Source organism: Pseudomonas sp. Fl5BN2 (genome assembly GCF_009908205.1).
Classification (GTDB): domain Bacteria; phylum Pseudomonadota; class Gammaproteobacteria; order Pseudomonadales; family Pseudomonadaceae; genus Aquipseudomonas.
The window spans coordinates 114,351-132,847 of sequence record NZ_JAAARL010000013.1; the positions used below are offsets into that span (position 1 = coordinate 114,351).

The 18,497-nt window shown below is 61.5% G+C and carries 18 protein-coding genes; 9 read left to right on the plus strand and 9 right to left on the minus strand.

Translation table 11 applies throughout. The features are described 5' to 3' along the window. Nucleotides 1-62: 62 nt before the first annotated feature. The 4 genes from GV819_RS19280 to rpoE all read right to left on the minus strand — a co-directional run bounded on the left by GV819_RS19280 (nucleotide 63) and on the right by rpoE (nucleotide 3,882). Nucleotides 63-1,493, minus strand: a complete 1,431-nt coding sequence (locus GV819_RS19280) for a DegQ family serine endoprotease (RefSeq protein ID WP_161757637.1) — start codon at nucleotides 1,491-1,493, stop codon at nucleotides 63-65. Between the two features lie 223 nt (nucleotides 1,494-1,716). After that, nucleotides 1,717-2,673: a MucB/RseB C-terminal domain-containing protein gene (locus GV819_RS19285; RefSeq protein ID WP_161757638.1), complete on the minus strand. Its 957-nt coding sequence runs from the start codon at nucleotides 2,671-2,673 to the stop codon at nucleotides 1,717-1,719. Between the two features lie 8 nt (nucleotides 2,674-2,681). Continuing rightward, nucleotides 2,682-3,269: a sigma-E factor negative regulatory protein gene (locus GV819_RS19290; protein WP_161757639.1), complete on the minus strand. Its 588-nt coding sequence runs from the start codon at nucleotides 3,267-3,269 to the stop codon at nucleotides 2,682-2,684. A gap of 31 nt (nucleotides 3,270-3,300) precedes the next feature. Next, nucleotides 3,301-3,882 carry an RNA polymerase sigma factor RpoE gene (gene rpoE, locus GV819_RS19295; protein WP_007930230.1) on the minus strand — a complete coding sequence of 194 codons (582 nt, stop codon included), beginning with the start codon at nucleotides 3,880-3,882 and terminating at the stop codon, nucleotides 3,301-3,303. A 559-nt stretch (nucleotides 3,883-4,441) separates the two neighbouring features. Here rpoE and nadB point away from each other — a divergent pair. Beyond that, the gene (nadB, locus tag GV819_RS19300) at nucleotides 4,442-6,058 is read left to right on the plus strand and encodes an L-aspartate oxidase (protein ID WP_161757640.1); all 1,617 of its coding nucleotides are present in this window, start codon (nucleotides 4,442-4,444) and stop codon (nucleotides 6,056-6,058) included. On the opposite strand, the gene GV819_RS19305 is transcribed toward nadB, so the two are convergent. Continuing rightward, nucleotides 6,027-6,479: a protein YgfX gene (locus GV819_RS19305; RefSeq protein WP_161757641.1), complete on the minus strand. Its 453-nt coding sequence runs from the start codon at nucleotides 6,477-6,479 to the stop codon at nucleotides 6,027-6,029. The genes nadB and GV819_RS19305 overlap by 32 nt on opposite strands. Beyond that, nucleotides 6,463-6,717, minus strand: coding sequence for a succinate dehydrogenase assembly factor 2 (locus GV819_RS19310; protein WP_025127902.1), 255 nt, complete (start codon nucleotides 6,715-6,717; stop codon nucleotides 6,463-6,465). The genes GV819_RS19305 and GV819_RS19310 overlap by 17 nt, the downstream gene beginning before the upstream one ends. Nucleotides 6,718-6,866: 149 nt before the next feature. Here GV819_RS19310 and GV819_RS19315 point away from each other — a divergent pair, with 149 nt between their 5' ends. Together GV819_RS19315 and GV819_RS19320 are read left to right on the plus strand one after the other, a co-directional pair. Next, nucleotides 6,867-7,808: a YgfZ/GcvT domain-containing protein gene (locus GV819_RS19315; protein WP_161757642.1), complete on the plus strand. Its 942-nt coding sequence runs from the start codon at nucleotides 6,867-6,869 to the stop codon at nucleotides 7,806-7,808. A gap of 37 nt (nucleotides 7,809-7,845) precedes the next feature. Beyond that, nucleotides 7,846-8,667: an HDOD domain-containing protein gene (locus GV819_RS19320; protein ID WP_161757643.1), complete on the plus strand. Its 822-nt coding sequence runs from the start codon at nucleotides 7,846-7,848 to the stop codon at nucleotides 8,665-8,667. Nucleotides 8,668-8,671: 4 nt separating this feature from the next. On the opposite strand, the gene GV819_RS19325 is transcribed toward GV819_RS19320, so the two are convergent. Both GV819_RS19325 and GV819_RS19330 read right to left on the minus strand, forming a co-directional pair. After that, nucleotides 8,672-10,057: a sensor histidine kinase gene (locus tag GV819_RS19325; RefSeq protein WP_161757644.1), complete on the minus strand. Its 1,386-nt coding sequence runs from the start codon at nucleotides 10,055-10,057 to the stop codon at nucleotides 8,672-8,674. Further along, nucleotides 10,050-10,721 (minus strand): response regulator, encoded by a 672-nt coding sequence (locus tag GV819_RS19330; RefSeq protein WP_161757645.1) that lies wholly within the window; start codon nucleotides 10,719-10,721, stop codon nucleotides 10,050-10,052. The genes GV819_RS19325 and GV819_RS19330 overlap by 8 nt, the downstream gene beginning before the upstream one ends. A gap of 234 nt (nucleotides 10,722-10,955) precedes the next feature. Here GV819_RS19330 and GV819_RS19335 point away from each other — a divergent pair, with 234 nt between their 5' ends. From GV819_RS19335 to GV819_RS19355, 5 genes are all read left to right on the plus strand, one after another. Beyond that, nucleotides 10,956-12,248 (plus strand): OprD family porin, encoded by a 1,293-nt coding sequence (locus GV819_RS19335; RefSeq protein WP_161757646.1) that lies wholly within the window; start codon nucleotides 10,956-10,958, stop codon nucleotides 12,246-12,248. 162 nt (nucleotides 12,249-12,410) lie between these two features. Beyond that, nucleotides 12,411-13,397 carry a Bug family tripartite tricarboxylate transporter substrate binding protein gene (locus GV819_RS19340; RefSeq protein WP_161757647.1) on the plus strand — a complete coding sequence of 329 codons (987 nt, stop codon included), beginning with the start codon at nucleotides 12,411-12,413 and terminating at the stop codon, nucleotides 13,395-13,397. A 58-nt stretch (nucleotides 13,398-13,455) separates the two neighbouring features. Then, a complete protein-coding gene (locus GV819_RS19345; RefSeq protein ID WP_161757648.1) occupies nucleotides 13,456-13,914 on the plus strand; it encodes a tripartite tricarboxylate transporter TctB family protein in 459 nt (152 codons plus the stop codon). A gap of 1 nt (nucleotide 13,915) precedes the next feature. Then, nucleotides 13,916-15,430, plus strand: a complete 1,515-nt coding sequence (locus GV819_RS19350) for a tripartite tricarboxylate transporter permease (protein ID WP_161757649.1) — start codon at nucleotides 13,916-13,918, stop codon at nucleotides 15,428-15,430. Next, nucleotides 15,423-16,448, plus strand: coding sequence for an AbrB family transcriptional regulator (locus tag GV819_RS19355; RefSeq protein ID WP_161757650.1), 1,026 nt, complete (start codon nucleotides 15,423-15,425; stop codon nucleotides 16,446-16,448). Before GV819_RS19350 ends, GV819_RS19355 begins: the two co-directional genes overlap by 8 nt. A gap of 75 nt (nucleotides 16,449-16,523) precedes the next feature. Here the strand turns inward: GV819_RS19355 and ung are convergent, their stop codons facing one another. After that, entirely contained in the window at nucleotides 16,524-17,216 is a 693-nt protein-coding gene (gene ung, locus GV819_RS19360; RefSeq protein ID WP_161757651.1) for a uracil-DNA glycosylase, read from the minus strand. A gap of 132 nt (nucleotides 17,217-17,348) precedes the next feature. On the opposite strand from ung, the gene GV819_RS19365 reads away from it, so the two are divergent. Beyond that, a complete protein-coding gene (locus GV819_RS19365) occupies nucleotides 17,349-18,461 on the plus strand; it encodes an enoyl-CoA hydratase/isomerase family protein (RefSeq protein ID WP_161757652.1) in 1,113 nt (370 codons plus the stop codon). The last annotated feature ends 36 nt before the right edge of the window (nucleotides 18,462-18,497 follow it).

The following is an 18,497-nucleotide window of genomic DNA, read 5'->3' on the forward strand; positions in this document are numbered from 1 at the left end:
CCACAAAAAAGCCCGCCTCTCACGAAGCGGGCTTTTTATTGGGCAGCCTTCTGCCTGGCGGCTTACTCCGCCAGTTTGAAGGTGATGAAGCTGGCTCGACCCTGACGCAGTACACGCATGGACACCGAACGATTCTTCGGTAGCGCCTTGGCGATTTCGGTGAACTCCTTGGCTGTAGTGATCGCTTGGTTGTTCAGGTGGGTGATCACGTCGCCCGGCTGCAGGCCGATCAGCGCCGCAGGGCCGTCCTGGACTTCCTTGATAACCACACCGCCCTTGAGGTCGAAGGTCTTCTTCTGCTCAGCGTTGAGTTCGACCACAGCTACGCCGAGGCGATTGCTGCTGCGCTCGACACCGGATTTCGGCAGCATGCTCAGGTCTTTGTCTTCCTCGGGAATCGCGCCCACGGTCAGCTCGACATTCTTGTGCTTGCCGTCGCGGATCACTTCCAGGTTGGCCTTGGCGCCGGCCTTCAGTGCACCCACCAAATGCGGCAAGTCCGCCGACATGACGATAGGCTGGCCGTTCAGGCTGAGAATCACGTCACCCACTTGCAAGCCACCCTTGGCCGCAGGACCGTCGTCCTGAATCTGCGCCACCAGGGCCCCGGCTGGTTTTTCCAGACCGAAGGATTCAGCCAGGTCCTTGTTGACCTCCTGAATCACCACGCCCAACCAGCCACGGCTGACTTTGCCGCCAGTTTTGAGCTGGTTGGAAACGTCCATGGCCACATCGATCGGGATCGCGAAGGAAACGCCCATGAAGCCGCCAGAACGGGTATAGATCTGCGAGTTGATGCCCACCACTTCGCCCGCCAGGTTGAACAGCGGGCCACCAGAGTTACCTGGGTTGATTGGCACGTCGGTCTGAATGAACGGCACGTAGTTTTCGTTGGGCAAGCTACGGCCGATGGCACTGACGATACCTTGGGTCACGGTATGGTCGAAGCCGAACGGCGAGCCGATCGCCACGACCCATTGACCGGCCTTGAGGTCCTGGGATTTGCCCATTTTCAGCACCGGCAGGTCTTTACCGTCGATTTTCAACAACGCCACGTCGGAACGTGGGTCGGTGCCGATCAACTTGGCTTTCAACTCACTGCGATCAGCCAGGCGTACGAGAATCTCATCCGCATCAGCAATCACATGATTGTTGGTCAAGATGTAGCCATCCGGAGAAATGATGAACCCCGAACCCAGGGATTGCGCTTCACGCTGGCGATCCCCTCGCGGAGAACGCTGCTGTGGCATGCCACGCTCGAAAAACTCGCGCAACATCGGAGGCAGGCCTTCCAGATCGGGCATCTGCGCCGAGTTGGAGACCTTGCGATCCGGCAGCTTCTGCGTGGTACTGATGTTCACCACCGCAGGCGAGGCCTGCTCGACCAGTTGCGTGAAATCAGGCAATTCGGCCGCCTGGGCAGACACGGCCTGCCCAAGCACCAATACGGTGGCAAAAATGGTGAAGTAAGACTTCAAGCGTGGTATCGACATACGGCTCCCGTTACGACGAGCGTGATTAAGCGATATGAAGCAAACAGTATCGAACAGACAAGGACGATGCTTTTGCTCCAGGAACGACAAATAAGGTCAGAACCGAGGGGCTCTGACCTATAGAAAAATCCAGGGGATTTTGCAAATGAAATTGCTCACCAAACATTTCATCTTCTCAATTGTGGCTTAGGCATTACTGACCTCTAACACAACCAATAAAGGCTCATTGCTTGGCGGTAGCATCGGAGCGCATCGACAGCGCAATACGTTCAGCGGTGCCAATGGGGATTTCCCCGACCACGGTGACCATCATTTCACCATCGGGCGTGGTCAAACGCCGCGACACCGCGACGGTAGGCCCGAGCTGCGTCCGAGTATCGGTGACCGTCGCGCCATTGAGCGGCTCGAGGAACACCGAAAAACGCGCCAGCCCGTCGTCATACAGCAGGCTGTTGACCAGGGTCTTGGTTTCCGGATCCTTGCGCGCGGTACTGCTGGTCAACTCGAAGCCTGGAGGCAACCAGTCGGAGTGCCAGGTTTGCGCACTCTTGATCGCCGAGGCCTTGTCACTGTCCAAGGAGACCGGCTTGCAGTCCGCACTGGGGCGCAACTCGGCTTCCTCGGGTACATTCGCCGTATCCAGGCGAGTGAATTGAAAACGCTCCAACAACTGCCCCTTGTCATTCAACAACAGGGATTTCAGTGGCAGGCCGGTTTCACGATCCAGATGCAATTCAAAACCGTAACGATGCTGGTCCCGAGGCGTAAGCGACACGATCACCGCCGGGCGCCCAGCCACACGCGACTTGCCAATGACAGCAAGGTCGTACCAATTCTTGAGTTTTTGCGGATCCAGCGCACGCGCCGCAGAGTCCGGAGAGTCGCCCAACCCTGCCACCAGCGTACCGCTGACGCATTGGGTACGGCCATCGACACGCACCACCTCTTGAGCGGATCCATCGAGCTGGGTCAACCGCTCACGGACCTTTCCATCCTGGACGCGATGCCAGATGTTATGGGTAGAAAAACTACCGTTACGCTCATAAACGAAGGTGCCCTGAAAGCTTTGCTGCTGTTCCGCTTGCCCAAGACGCTGCAACCAGTCCTGGGCTTCGTCGGCGTAGGCTGGAACCACAAACCAGCCACTCAGCAGAAGCGATAGTAGAGGTATGGCGCGCATGATCCTCCTTAGCGGTTTTCCAGGCTTGCTGCACGGGCATAAGGCAGAGCGCTTTCAGTGCCTTTGAGTGCAGCCTGCTGAGCATGCTGACGCAGATAGCTTGGCAGGCGCTGGTCATGCCAACCTGGCTGCCCTTGCAATACGCCATTGGCCATGGGGCCGGTGGCTTCCGAACTTTCATTGTAGCCGGCCAATACCGCTGGGCCTTTGACTTGTGGAGTCGCCAGGGTTGGCTGACCAGCCCGCTGGGCCAGTTCGACGCCGGCAATCTCATCGTGATTGTACAGGCGGACACCCGCCAATACTGCCACGGTCACCGACGCGGCTACCGCCAGACGACCCAGGCTGCGCCATGGTCCGCGAGAGGCTTTGGCCGGCACGGCTTCATCAGCCAGAGCTGCAGAAACGGCAGCGGCAATGTCCAGACGTGGAATCAGCAACTCCTTGTGCATAGCTGCCCGGGCGATTTGATAACGGGCCCAAGTCTCACGGGCTTCCACTTCGTCGACGGCATTCAATACCCGACGCAATTCCAGTTCGTCCGCTTCGTTATCCATCACCGCGGACAGCGATTCCTGCAGGGCTTCACGACTCATTGCGGTTCCTCTCTTGGCTGTCGCCGCTGTCTCAGGTTTCCTGCAACAACGGCTGCAGGGCTTTATCGATGGCCTCCCGAGCGCGGAAAATCCGGGAGCGCACGGTACCCACCGGACACTGCATGACGCTCGCAATGTCCTCGTAACTCAGACCATCGAACTCACGTAAAGTTAAGGCTGTACGCAAATCTTCCGGCAGTTGCTGAATGGTTCGATGGACGGTGCCCTCGATCTCATCCCGCAGCAATGCACGTTCCGGCGATTCGAGATCCTTCAGGCCATGATCGCCGTCATAGAACTCCGCATCTTCAGAACTCACATCGCTATCTGGCGGCCGACGGCCGCGTGAAACCAGATAGTTTTTCGCCGTGTTGATGGCGATACGGTAAAGCCACGTGTAAAACGCGCTATCACCACGAAAATTACCTAGTGCACGATAAGCCTTGATAAAGGCTTCTTGTGCGACATCCTGGGCTTCATGGGTGTCGTGCACGAAACGCACGATCAACCCGAGAATTTTGTGCTGGTATTTCAGCACGAGCAGATCGAACGCTCGCTTGTCGCCACGCTGAACGCGCTCGACCAGCTGCTGATCCTCTTCCTGGGTTAGCATGAACACTCCTCGATAAGCTCGGAGGAGGCTTGCATCACTAATCGATCAGGCTTGCAAACATAGACTCGGGCTTTTCGCAAAAGTTCTCCCCCTCCAAGCAAGTTTCCTGCGGGCTCTGATCCGGCACGCACGAAAAACGCAGCGCGGGCAAGGCCGGCTGCGCGAATAATCCTGTCGCCGATTTCTGTCACAAGGGACACATTGAAAACCTTGGATAGAGCCGACACTGTCCCTTCTTTCAGGCAACCTTCTATTGAGTTTGGGGCCTTGGCAAAAGTTCCCAATCTTTATAGCTGTGCCAGACGAAGATTGTGTAACGGTGAAGAGAAAAACAGCACTACGTCTTCGATCAGACCTTTCAGAGCCTGGAACGCCCGCAAATCCCGGGCTGACCGAGAGCAACGCTGCTGCTCAGCAAAGACGCACGATGCCATGAAGGCGCGACTATTGTGCCGATCCCCCCCTCTATATACTAGTGCGCTGTGTGGCTGCTTTGACTCGCCGATTCAGGCGTCTTGCGCCAACCCTGTCCTGGGTCGCTTTGAGCGGAATCCTTCAAATGAGCCAACAGTTTCAACACGATGTTCTGGTGATTGGCAGCGGCGCTGCCGGCTTGAGCCTGGCGCTGACCTTGCCCAGTCACCTGCGTATTGCCGTCCTGAGCAAAGGCGACCTCGCCAACGGCTCGACCTACAGGGCCCAGGGCGGTGTGGCGGCGGTGCTGGACGATACCGACACCATCGAATCCCACGTCGATGACACCCTCAATGCCGGCGGCGGCCTGTGCCACGAAGATGCAGTGCGCTTTACCGTGGAGCACAGCCGCGAGGCCATCCAATGGCTGATCGACCAAGGCGTGCCCTTTACCCGCGATGAAGATGCCAGCAGCGAAGACAACGGCTTCGAATTCCACCTGACCCGTGAAGGTGGTCACAGCCACCGGCGAATCATCCACGCTGCCGATGCCACCGGCGCAGCGATCTTCAAGACCTTGCTCGCCCAAGCCCGGCAACACCCCAATATCGAGCTGCTGGAGCAGCGGGTCGCGGTCGATCTGATCACCGAGAAGCGCCTGGGGCTGGAAGGCGACCGCTGCCTGGGCGCCTACGTGCTCAACCGTGGCACCGGCGAGGTGGATACCTTTGGCGCACGCTTCGTGATCCTCGCCTCCGGCGGTGCCGCCAAGGTCTATCTCTATACCAGCAACCCCGACAGCGCCTGCGGCGACGGCATCGCGATGGCCTGGCGTTCGGGCTGCCGGGTGGCCAACCTGGAATTCAACCAGTTCCACCCTACCTGCCTGTATCACCCCCTGGCCAAGAGCTTCCTGATCACCGAGGCCCTGCGCGGCGAAGGTGCGCACCTGAAGCTGCCCAACGGCGAACGCTTCATGCCACGCTTTGATCCACGGGCTGAACTGGCCCCACGGGATATCGTCGCCCGGGCCATCGACCATGAAATGAAGCGCCTGGGGATCGACTGCGTCTATCTGGACATCAGTCACAAGCCGGAAGCCTTCATCAAAAACCACTTCCCCACCGTGTATGAACGCTGCCTGGAGTTCTCCATCGACATCACCCGGCAGCCGATCCCGGTGGTGCCGGCGGCCCACTACACCTGTGGCGGGGTGATGGTCGACCAACAAGGTCGCACCGATGTGCCCGGCCTGTACGCCATTGGCGAAACCAGCTTTACCGGCCTGCATGGCGCCAACCGCATGGCCAGCAACTCGCTGCTTGAGTGCTTTGTCTATGCCCGCTCAGCGGCGGCCGACATCCTTCGGCAACTGCCACAAGTGTCGATCCCCATCGCTCTGCCCGCCTGGGACGCCAGCCAGGTCACCGACTCAGACGAAGACGTGATCATTGCGCACAACTGGGACGAACTGCGGCGATTCATGTGGGATTACGTCGGCATCGTGCGCACCAACAAGCGCCTGCAACGGGCTCAGCACCGGGTTCGCCTGCTGCTGGACGAGATCGACGAGTTCTACAGCAACTACAAGGTCAGCCGCGACCTGATCGAGTTGCGCAACCTGGCCCAGGTGGCCGAATTGATGATCCTCTCGGCCATGGAGCGCAAGGAAAGCCGAGGTCTGCACTACACCCTCGACTACCCGCACCTGCTGCCCGAAGCCCGCGACACTATTCTGGTACCGCCCACCTACGCCGACTGAACTTGAGCCGCACCCGCAGGCGCCGATGCTCATCGGCGGCCTGCGCATCCCGCGGCACGCAGATCGACCGTACCCAGCGCTCACCCGCCAGGCGAAAGCGCAGCACTACGATCACGGGCAGCGCCAGGCTATCGGGATGCAATTGCACCGCCTGCCAGCCCTTGGCCGAACTCCACAACTGCCAACCCTCAGCCGAATACCGCAAACGGCTGAACGCCCGAGGATGACTCAACAAAATCTGCCGGGGCAAAACCCAGCAGGCATGCAGCAGGCACAGCAAAGTCCCCAGGAGCTTGGCGACCGACGGGATATCCAACAGAAAAACCGCGCCCAGGGCGAACGCCTGGGCCAGAAGGTAGGCCGCCAGCAGTTGCCGTGAAGGCTGCCAGCGACTCTCGAACAGGCTACTTGGGTTGGACACGGTCCAGAATCATCCGAACCATGCGCTGCAGCTCAGGATCCTCGGACTCGTTGCGCTCCATGAACCAGCCGAACATGTCCTGATCTTCGCATTCCAGCAGCTTGCGGTAGCACTCGCGATCAGTCTCATTGAGATGCGCATACACCTCCCTGACGAACGGCACCAACAATACGTCCAGCTCAAGCATGCCGCGACGGCTGTGCCAGTAGAGGCGATTCAGTTCAACATCTTCAACCATGGAGCACTCCTCAAATAGAGAGCAAGTATACAGTCCAGGGAACACCAGAACAGTCGGCTTTGGTCGGTCACCGCCCATCCTTTGGAAACTATCCATTTCAAGGGCGCCCCCTTATGATGTGCTCCAGACTTTTTACCCTGCGATGAACCATGGCTGACTCCGCTTTTTTCTGCCCCCTGTCCCACGAAGGCGTGCTCGCCGTCCGCGGCCCTGATGCCAGCAAATTCCTTCAGGGTCAGCTGACCTGCAACCTCAATTACCTCAACGACTCCCAGTCCAGCCTGGGCGCCCGCTGCACCCAGAAAGGCCGCATGCAATCGAGCTTCCGCATCCTGCTCGATGGCGACGGCTGCCTGCTGGCGATGGCCAGCGAGTTGATCGAGCCACAATTGGCGGACCTGAAGAAATACGCGGTGTTCTCCAAGGCCAAACTCGCCGATGAAAGCGCCAACTGGGTGCGTTTTGGCCTCGCCAACGGGCAAGCCGTCCTGAACGGACTGGGCCTTGATTTACCCGAGGCAGACGGTGCCGTAGTCCGTGCCGACGGCCTGATTGCCGTGCGCGCCTCAAGCCACCGCGCCGAACTCTGGGTTCCGGCGGAACGCGCCGACAGCCTGCGCCCACAACTCGCCGCGCAACTGCCCCAAGGCGAACTGAACCAGTGGCTGCTGGGCCAGATCCGCGCCGGCCTGGGCCAAGTCATGCCGCAGACCCGCGAACTGTTCATTCCGCAGATGCTCAACCTGCAGGCCGTTGGCGGCGTCAGCTTCAAGAAAGGCTGCTACACCGGCCAGGAAATCGTCGCGCGCATGCAATACCTGGGCAAACTCAAGCGCCGTCTGTACCGCCTGGCATTGCCCGCTGGCGAACTGCCTGCTCCTGGTACCCCGCTGTTCTCCCCCACCCACAACAGCGCCATTGGCGAAGTGGTGCTGGCCGCCCAGGCGCAGCAACAAGTGGAATTGCTGGCCGTGTTGCAGGCCGAGGCGGTGGAAGATGGCAACCTGCACCTTGGAACACTCGAAGGGCCGGGCCTGCAATTGCTGGATCTGCCATACCAGTTGGACCGTGATCGCGAAATCCAACGTTGATCGCCTGCCCTTTTTTGCAACACCCTAGAGAACTGAAATGACTGAGCTGGCGCAAAAGGTCCTACAGGATTTGGTGGAGGCCATCGACAACGATGACTTGGTCCTGCCAACCCTACCGGAGGTGGCCATGCAGATTCGCCAGGCCGCCGAAGACCCGGAAATCAGCGTCAGCAGCCTAAGCAAGGTGATCAGTCGCGACGCGGCGCTGTCCGCGCGGCTGATCAAGGTGGTCAACAGCCCCCTGCTGAGAGCAGCCCAGGAAGTCACCGACCTGCATACGGCGATCACCCGCCTAGGTATCAACTACAGCAGTAACCTGGCCATCGGCCTGGTGATGGAACAGATTTTCAACGCCCGTTCCGAAGTGGTGCAGCAAAAGATGCGCGACGTCTGGCGCAGCAGCCTGGAGGTGGCCGGGGTCAGCTACGCCCTGTGCCGCAGCTATTCCCAACTCAAGCCCGACCAGGCGGCACTCGGCGGCCTGGTGCACCAGATCGGCGTGCTGCCGATCCTGACCTACGCCGAAGATCACTACGAACTGCTTTCCGATCCGGTCAGCCTCAATCACGTGATCGAACGCATTCACCCGTTACTGGGGGACAAGCTGCTACGCGTCTGGGAATTCCCCGAGCAACTGGTGGAAATCCCCGGGCACTACCTGAATTTCAACCGCCAGTCCCCACAGATCGACTATGTCGACCTGGTCCAAGTGGCGACCCTGTATTGCCACAAAGACACCGACCACCCACTCTCGCGCATCGACGCCGTCAATGTGCCGGCCTTCAAGAAGCTGGGAATCGACCCGGAAAACAAGGCCATGTGCGGTGATCTGCAAGCATCCCGCTCAATGCTCTACTGAGCCCTCAACCGGCGATGAAACTCACCCGAACCTTCAGCCCTGAAGGTTCGCCGTCATGCAGGCTGATCTGTGCCAGGTGGGCGCGGCAGATCTCGCCGACGATCGCCAGCCCCAACCCCGAACCCGCGACCTGCTGATTGCGTCGGTAAAAGCGCTCGAAGACCCGGTCGCGATCTTCCAGGGGAATCCCCGGCCCATCATCCTCCACCTCCAGCACACCCGGCGGCGACACCCGCAGCACCACATTGCCGCCCGGCGGGGTGTGGGCCAACGCGTTGTCCACCAGATTGCTCAGCAGCTCATTGAGCAGGGTCGGCTCGCCCTTGAGCCACACCGGCTCGTTGGCCTCCAGGGCCAGCGCCACGCCCCGGGCATGAGCCAAGGGGGCCATGGCCATGCCCAACTCCCGAGCCAGCTGGCTGAGGTCGAGCAACTGCGCACCGCCCTCGGCGATGGCCCTGGCACCATTTTCCACCCGAGCCAGGGACAGCAACTGATTGGCCAGATGGGTCAGGCGATCGGTGCCCTGGGCCGCACTTTCCAGAGTCGAACGCCAGGTTTCAGGTTCGTTGGAGCGCAACCCTAATTCCAGGCGTGCCTTGAGCGCCGCCAACGGTGTGCGCAACTCGTGGGCGGCCTCGGCAATGAACTGCGCCTGGCGTTCGAACTGCTCCCGCAAGCGCTCAGTGAAATGATTCAAGGCCCGTACCAGAGGCCACAGCTCGCGCTGCACCGAAACCAGCGGCAATGGCCGCAAGTCATCCGACTGGCGCTCTTCCACCGCACCGCGCAAACGCTCCAGCGGGCGCAAAGCAGCACTCACCGCAAACCACACCAGAAGCAAAGCGCCGATGGCCAGCATGCCCAGGCGCAGCAGGGTATCGGCCATCAGGCTGCGAGCCATGGCGACCCGAGCCTCGTCAGTCTCCGCCACACGGATTTCCGCCATGCCATTCATGGTCGGCTCACTGACTGCCTTGAGCAGGCTAACCACCCGCACATTCTGGCCTTGGTAAGTGGCATCGTAAAAACGTGCCAGGGCCGGATAGTCATCGGTACGCGGAGTGCCCGGCGGCGGCCCTGGCAGGTTTTCATACCCCGAGATCAAGTGCTGGTGAATATCGTTGACCTGGTAGTAGATGCGCCCAGCACTGTCGTAGGCAAAGGTGTCCAGGGCCACGTAGGGCACATTGGCGCTGAGGCTGCCGTCACGCTGGGACAGGCCGGCGGCAATGGTTCGCGCCGAGGCCAGCAGGGTCCGGTCGTAAGCGGTGTCGGCGGCCTCGCGCCCATTCCAGTAAGCGCTCAGACCACTGGCCAGCATCAACACCACCAACAGCAACGCCAGGTTCCACAACAACCGCCAGCGCAGGCTGCTGGGCTTATGCATCGCGGCTTTCCAGCAGGTAGCCCAGGCCACGGAAGGTAACGATGGCCACCGCATGACCATCGAGCTTCTTGCGCAAGCGATGGACGTAGATTTCGATGGCATCCGGGCTGGCCTCTTCGTCCAGGCCGAAGACCTGGGATGCCAACTGCTCCTTGCTCATTACCCGACCGGGGCGGGCAATCAGCGCTTCAAGCACCGCCTGCTCGCGAGAGGTCAAGGTCAGCAGCTCTTCACCAAGGGTAAAACGGCGGGTGTCCAGGTCATAGCTCAGCACCCCACAACGCTGCTGACGTTCGCCCCCCAGCACGCTACGACGCAACAATGCCTTGACCCGGGCTTCGAGCTCGGTCAGTTCGAAAGGCTTGGCCAGATAATCGTCGGCCCCAAGGTTCAGCCCATGGACCCGGTCCTTGACGTCGCTGCGGGCGGTAAGCATCAACACCGGCAGGTTCTTGCCCCGGGCCCGCAGGCGCGCCAGGACCTCGAAACCGTCCATGCGCGGCAAGCCGACATCGAGGATCGCCACCGCATATTCCTCGCTGCCAAGGGCCAGGTCGGCGGCCACTCCATCGTGCAACACATCCACGGTCAAGCCGGTGCTCTTGAGCGCCAGGGCGATACTTTCGGCCAGTTGCAGATGGTCTTCAACGAGCAGAACTCGCATGGCTGTTTACCTCGCTTCAGGGGGATCGACGCCGCTCTTTGGCGCGGAGTGTACCGCCGCAATCGCGGCTGTGAAGCCCGAAAGCCGTGAAAGTGCGCTGAAAGGTTAGCGAAAGGTTGGCCCTTTAGAGTCCTGCTACGGACGGTTTCGACTGCCCTGGCCTTGATGGCCGCTGAGCCGCAAAACGCCTCGAAGCGTTTTCGTCAAAATAAGAACAATAACGGAGTACCCAGGATGCCATCCACGCACCCTAAGGCTGTCCAGCCTGCGCGTTTTTCCCGCCTGACCTCAACCGCTCTCACCAGCGCTGCCGCCCTCGTCGGCGTCGCCCCGCTCAGCCAGGCCGCCTTCTTCGAAGACAGCAGCGGCACCTTCGAAACTCGCAACATGTACTTCAACCGCGACTTTCGCGACGGCACCAGCGCCCAGCAATCCAAGCGCGACGAGTGGGCCCAGGGCTTCATGCTCAACCTGCAGTCGGGCTACACCGAAGGCACCGTGGGTTTCGGCCTGGATGCCCTGGGGATGCTTGGGGTCAAGCTCGACTCCAGCCCCGACCGCACCGGTACCGGCCTGCTACCGACCCACGATGACGGACGCGCGGCCAATCAATATTCCAAGCTCGGCCTGACTGGCAAGGTGAAGATTTCCGCCACCGAACTGAAAATCGGCAGCCTGATCCCCGAGTTGCCGATCCTCAAGCCCAACGACGGGCGCATCCTGCCGCAAACCTTCGAGGGCGGCCTGTTGACCTCCAAGGAGATCAAGAACCTGACCTTCACCGGCGGTCGCCTGGACAAGGTCAAGGACCGCGACGACAGCAACTACGAAGACATCCGCCTCAACAACAAGAACAGCCGCTTCGCCGGCAGCGCGACCGGCAAGCACTTCAATTTCGGCGGCCTGGACTACAAGTTCACCGACAAGATCACCGGCAGCTACCACTTCGCCCAACTGGACGATGTCTACAACCAGCACTTTCTTGGCCTGGTCACCTCGCAACCCTTGGGCCCCGGTACCTTCGCCAGCGACCTGCGCCTGGCCATCAGCGATGATCAGGGCCAGGCCCGAGGCGGCAAGATCGACAACCGATCCCTCAATGGCCTGGTGAGCTACGCCCTGAACGGGCATAAACTCAGCGCCGGCTACCAGCACATGTCCGGCGACAGTGCCTTCCCGTATGTCGATGGCAGCGACCCGTATCTGGTGAACTTCGTGCAAATCAACGACTTTGCCGGGGCCGAGGAGCGCTCCTGGCAGGCCCGTTACGACTACGACTTCGCCAAGCTCGGGGTGCCCGGCCTGAGCTTCATGACCCGCTACCTCAGCGGCGACAACATTGCCCTGAAGAACGGCGACACCGGCAAGGAATGGGAACGCAACACCGAGATCAAATACGTGGTGCAAAGCGGCACCTTCAAGGATGTCGCCGTTCGCCTGCGCAACGCCACCTACCGTTCCAACTATTCGGCTCGCGATGCGGATGAAGTGCGCTTGCTGGTGAGCTACAGCGTGGCCCTGTGGTAAGCCCTCCGTATCTCGCTGTGTCGTAGGCGCTGGCTTGCCAGCGAAGAGGCCCGCAAGCCCCGCACAAGGCTCATGGGCCCCTTCGCCGGCAAGCCGGCTCCTACGGAAAAAAGGGTCGAGGATGACCCGGACATACCTACAACAACTCCTGTGGAGACAAGCATGGACCTTTCATTGCGTAACCTCGCCCTCGCGGCCGGCTGCATGCTGTTCGCCGGCCAACTGCTGGCCGCATCCGCCGAGCCCAAGCGCCCGGAATGCATCGCCCCGGCCTCCCCCGGCGGCGGTTTCGACCTGACCTGCAAGCTGGCGCAAAGCGCCCTGATCAACGAGAAGATTCTCACCAAGCCGATGCGCGTGACCTACATGCCCGGCGGTGTCGGTGCCGTGGCCTACAACGCGGTAGTGGCCCAGCGTCCAGCCGACGCCGGGACATTGGTCGCCTGGTCCAGCGGCTCGCTGCTGAACCTGGCCCAGGGCAAATTCGGCCGTTTCGATGAAAACGCGGTGCGCTGGCTGGCAGCGGTAGGTACCAGCTACGGCGCCATCGCGGTGAAAAGCGATTCGCCCTACAAGACCCTCGACGATCTGGTCCAGGCCCTGAAGAAAGACCCGAGCAAAGTGGTGATCGGCTCCGGCGGCACTGTCGGCAGCCAGGACTGGATGCAGACCGCGCTGATCGCCAAGGCCGCTGGGATCAACCCTCGGGACCTGCGCTACGTGGCCCTGGAAGGCGGCGGGGAAATCGCCACCGCCCTGCTGGGCGGGCATATCCAGGTAGGCAGCACCGACATCTCCGACTCCATGCCACACATCCAGGCCGGCGACATGCGCCTGCTGGCGGTGTTCTCCGCCCAGCGCCTGGACGAACCGGAAATGAAGGATATCCCCACCGCCAAGGAACAGGGCTACGACATCGTCTGGCCGGTGGTACGCGGCTTCTACCTCGGGCCAAAAGTCAGCGACGCTGAATACGCCTGGTGGAAAGACGCCTTCGACAAACTGCTGGCCTCCGAAAACTTCGCCAAGCTGCGTGACCAGCGCGAACTGTTCCCCTTCGCCATGACCGGCCCCGAGTTGGACACCTACGTGAAGCAGCAGGTAGCCGACTACAAGACCCTGGCCAAAGAGTTCGGCCTGATCCAGTGACCGTCCCTTTCTAACGGCTCGGCCCTCGCGCATCGGGGGCCGGGCCCGGGAGTTAGCCATGCTCGTTCAACGTCTCTTCGCCGCGGTGTTGCTGCTGGCCTGTGCCGGTCTGGCACTGATGGCCTGGCCCTACCAGGCGGCCTTTTCCTACGAACCGGTAGGCCCGCGAGCCTTCCCCCTGCTGATGCTCGGCCTGATGAGCCTGGCCCTGCTGTACATGTTGTTTCGCCCGGCTCCGATCAAGCACAGCGAAGAAGAACCGCCCCTGGACCGGCAGACCCTGACCAAGATCACCCTCTGCGTGGTCTTGCTGCTGGTCTTTGCCGGCACCTTCGAACCCTTGGGTTTCATCGTCGCCAGCACCTTGATCGGTGTTCCGATGGCTCGCCTGTACGGCGGCCGCTGGCTGCCCAGCCTGGTGATCGTCAGCCTGCTCAGCATCGGCCTCTACTGGCTGTTCGACCGGGTCATGGACGTGCCACTGCCCCTCGGCCTGCTCGACGTTCTGGAGAATTGATATGGATACCCTGAGTTATCTGGGCCAGGGGTTCGGCGTCGCGCTGACCCCCTACAACCTGGTCACCGCCCTGTCCGGCACGTTGATCGGCACCGTGGTCGGCCTGCTCCCGGGCCTGGGCCCGATCAACGGCGTGGCACTGCTGATTCCTATCGCCTTCGCCCTGGGCCTGCCACCGGAATCGGCGCTGATCCTGCTGGCGGCGGTGTACCTGGGCTGCGAATACGGCGGCCGGATCAGCTCGATCCTGCTGAACATTCCCGGTGAAGCCTCCACCGTAATGACCACCCTCGACGGCTACCCCATGGCCCGCAAGGGCATGGCCGGGGTTGCCCTGTCGCTGTCGGCGTGGAGTTCGTTCATCGGTGCCTTCATCGCCACCTGCGGCATGGTGCTGTTCGCCCCGTTGCTGGCCAAGTGGGCAATCGCCTTCGGCCCGGCGGAATACTTCGTGCTGATGGTGTTCGCCATCGTCTGCCTCGGCGGCATGGCCGGCGACCGGCCGTTGAAGACCTTCATTGCCGCGTTGATCGGCCTGTTTCTCTCCGCGGTCGGCATCGACGCCAACAGTGGCGTGTACCGTTTCACCGGGGACAACATCCACCTCACCGACGGCATCCAGTTCGTGGTGCTGGTGCTGGGCTTGTTCTCCATCAGTGAGATCCTGTTGCTGCTGGAGAAGACCCATCGTGGCCAAGAGGCGGTGAAAGCCACCGGACGCATGATGTTCAACTTCAAGGAAGCGGCCTCGGTGTTCGTGGTGAACATCCGCTGCGGCCTGCTGGGTTTCATCATGGGCGTGTTGCCCGGTGCCGGCGCGACCCTGGCCAGTGCCGTGGCCTACATGACCGAGAAACGCCTCGCCGGTGCCAGCGGGACCTTTGGTGAAGGCGACAAGCGCGGCCTCGCCGCCCCCGAAACCGCGATTGGCGCTTCGGCCTGCGGCGCCCTGGTGCCGATGCTAACCCTCGGCGTGCCCGGTTCCGGCACCACGGCGGTGATGATCGGCGCCCTATCGCTGTACAACATCACCCCCGGCCCACTGCTGTTCCAGCAGCAGCCGGATATCGTCTGGGGCCTGATCGCCTCGTTGTTCATCGCCAATATCATGCTGGTGATCCTCAACATCCCGATGATCCGCATCTTCACCCGCATCCTCGCCGTGCCCAACTGGGCCCTGGTGCCCGTCATCGCGATCATCACCGGGATCGGCGTCTATGCGGTACACGCCACCACCTTCGACCTGTTCCTGATGGTCGGCATCGGCATCTTCGGCTACATCCTGCGCAAGCTCGATTTCCCGCTGTCGCCTGTGCTGCTGGGCTTCATCCTCGGTGGCCTGATGGAGCAGAACCTGCGCCGGGCGCTGTCGATTTCCAACGGTACGCTGGAGATCCTCTGGTCGAGCCCGATCACCCTCGGAGTCTGGGTGCTGACCGCCATCATGCTGCTGATGCCGCTGCTGCGTATCTGGCGCAAGCGTGCGGCTCAGCAACGTGCCGTGGCCGATGTCTGAAGTCAGGTTCAAACAGTGGTGGGGCACGCCCCTGGTGGGTCTGGCTGGCGGTTATCTCGCCAGCCAGGTCGGCTGGCCGCTGCCATGGATGGTCGGCTCGTTGCTGGCGATTATCCTGGTGCGCTGCCTGACGCCCTGGCAACTGGCGGAAATACCCGGCGGCCGCAAATGCGGGCAATGGGTGGTGGGCATCGGCATCGGCCTGCACTTCACCCCGTTGGTGATGGCGCAGGTCATGAGTCACTTCGGCCTGATCTTCTTCGGCGCCCTGGTCACCAGCCTGTCCAGCGTGGTCGGGGTCTGGTTGCTGCGGCGCACCGGGGAAGACCGGGCCACCGCGTTCTTCTCCAGCATGCCCGGCGGCTCCGGAGAAATGGTCAACCTCGGCGCACGCAATGGCGCGGTGCTCAGCCGCGTGGCGGCAGGGCAGAGCCTGCGGGTGCTGACGGTGGTGCTCTGTGTACCAGCGGCGTTCAAATACCTGCTGGGGGAAGGCACGCCGGCCTTGCAGGCCACCACTGTCGACTGGCAGTGGCTGGCCCTGCTGTTTCCCGCAGGAGCCCTATTGGCCTGGCTCTGGCAGCGTCTGCGTCAACCCAATCCCTGGTTGTTTGGCCCCCTGCTGCTCAGCGCCACGGTGAGCATCGCCTGGGACTTGCACATCGGCCTGCCCGACGGCGGCAGCCAGATGGGCCAGTGGCTGATCGGCAGTGGCCTGGGCTGTCACTTCAATCGGCAGTTCTTTCGGCGGGCGCCGTCATTCATGGGCCGGACTCTGATCGGCACGGCCCTGACCATGTTGATCGCCGGGCTCGCGGCCCTGGGCCTGAGCGTGCTGACCCACCTGGACCTGCGCTCGCTGACCCTGGGCATGATGCCCGGCGGCATTGCGGAAATGAGCCTGACGGCCGAGACCTTGCAACTGTCGGTGCCATTGGTGACCGCAATGCAGGTGATGAGGTTGTTGTTCGTGCTGTTTTTGGCGGAGCCTTTGTTCCGGCATTGGAACAAGGACTGAAACCTCCTTCGCCGGCAAGCCGGCTCCTACAGAAGATGCAGGAGCCGCTGGGCAGCTTTTCGTTTGGCGCCTCGATCAAACCGGCGGCAGGCGCCACTCGATTGGCGTCTCACCGTTTTGCTCAAGGTACTTGTTGGTACGGCTGAAATGCCCGCAACCGAGAAAGCCACGGTAGGCCGACAAGGGCGAGGGATGTACCGAGGTCAGCACCAGGTGTTTGCTGGCGTCGATCAGTTTCTGCTTGCCCTGGGCGTGCGCGCCCCACAGCAGGAACACCAGATGCGGCTGGTGCTCGCTGACCACTTCGATGATCCGATCGGTAAAGAACTGCCAGCCCTTGCCCGCATGAGACGCCGCATTGGCCCGCTCCACCGTCATGGTGGTGTTGAGCATCAACACGCCCTGTTCGGCCCAACTCTGCAGGTAACCGTGAGTGGGAATGTCGATGTTCAGGTCGCGCTTGAGCTCTTTATAGATGTTCACCAGCGAGGGCGGCGCCGGCACCCCGGGCTGCACCGAGAAGCACAGGCCGTGAGCCTGGCCCGGACCGTGGTACGGGTCCTGGCCGAGGATCACCACCTTGACCTGATCCAGCGGCGTCGAGTTCAAGGCGTTGAAGATCATCGGGCCCGGCGGATAGATTTCCTTGCCGGCAGCATGTTCCTGACGCAGGAACTCCCGCAGTTCGGTCATGTAAGGCTGGTCGAATTCGGCACGCAGCGCCTCCTTCCAGCTCGGTTCGAGTTTGATACGATCGTCAGCAGTCATGGCCATGCCCGTGAAAAAACAATGGCCGCACCCTAGGAAAGCCGACTTCGCTTGTCAATTGATCTGACACAGAACCAGCACTTTCCCTACCAGCGATCATACTGATCGCTCATGTTTTCCATCGAGGTCACGATGAACCTGCACGTCGAAGAACTCACTGGCACCGATGGCGCACGCATCGCCATTGCCACCCTGGACGCGGAAAAATCCCTGAATGCCCTGTCGCTGCCAATGATCCAGCAGTTGAGCCAGCACCTCGACACCTGGGCCAAGGACCCGCAAGTGGTCTGCGTGCTGTTGCGGGGCAACGGTGCCAAGGCCTTCTGTGCCGGTGGCGAAGTGCGCAGCCTGGCCCAGGCCTGCCTGGATCAGCCAGGCCAGGTGCCGCCCGTGGCCGGGCATTTTTTCGCGGCCGAGTACCGTCTCGACTATCACTTGCACACCTACCCCAAACCGTTGATCTGCTGGGGGCACGGCTACGTGCTCGGCGGTGGCATGGGGCTGCTGCAGGGCGCCAGTATCCGGATCGTCACCCCCAGCAGTCGCCTGGCGATGCCGGAAATCAGCATCGGCCTGTATCCCGATGTAGGTGCCAGTTGGTTCCTTTCGCGGATGCCCGGCAAGCTCGGGCTGTTCCTCGGCCTCACCGGCGCGCACATGAATGGCCGTGATGCCCTGGACCTGAACCTCGCTGATCGCTTCCTGCTGGATGAGCAACAGGAGGCGCTGATCGAGGGCTTGCTGCAATTGAACTGGCAGGAGCAAACCCCGCGACAACTCAATAGCCTGCTCAAGGCCTTGCAACAAGAAGCCCTGGGACAACTGCCCGAGGCACAGTGGCTGCCACGCCGGCAACAGATCGACGCCTGGCTGGATGTCAGTGACGTGGCCTGTGCCTGGCGCGCCATCAGCCAGTTGCAGAACCACAGCGATATTCTCTACAGCCGCGCCGCCAAAACCCTCAGCGAAGGTTGCCCGCTGACCGCGCACCTGGTCTGGGAGCAGATCCGCCGTGCCCGCTACCTGTCCCTGGCCGAAGTCTTCCAGATGGAATACACCCTGAGCCTGAACTGCTGCCGGCATCCGGAGTTTGCCGAAGGGGTGCGAGCGCGCCTGATCGACAAGGATCATCAGCCGCACTGGCATTGGTCGGATATCAACAGCGTGCCCGAGGCGGTAGTGGAGGCGCATTTCCACAAGGCCTGGGAGGGGCGCCATCCATTGGCGGACCTGACGGACTACTGAGCGGCCCCTGTAGACGCTGCCACAGGCTGCGACTAC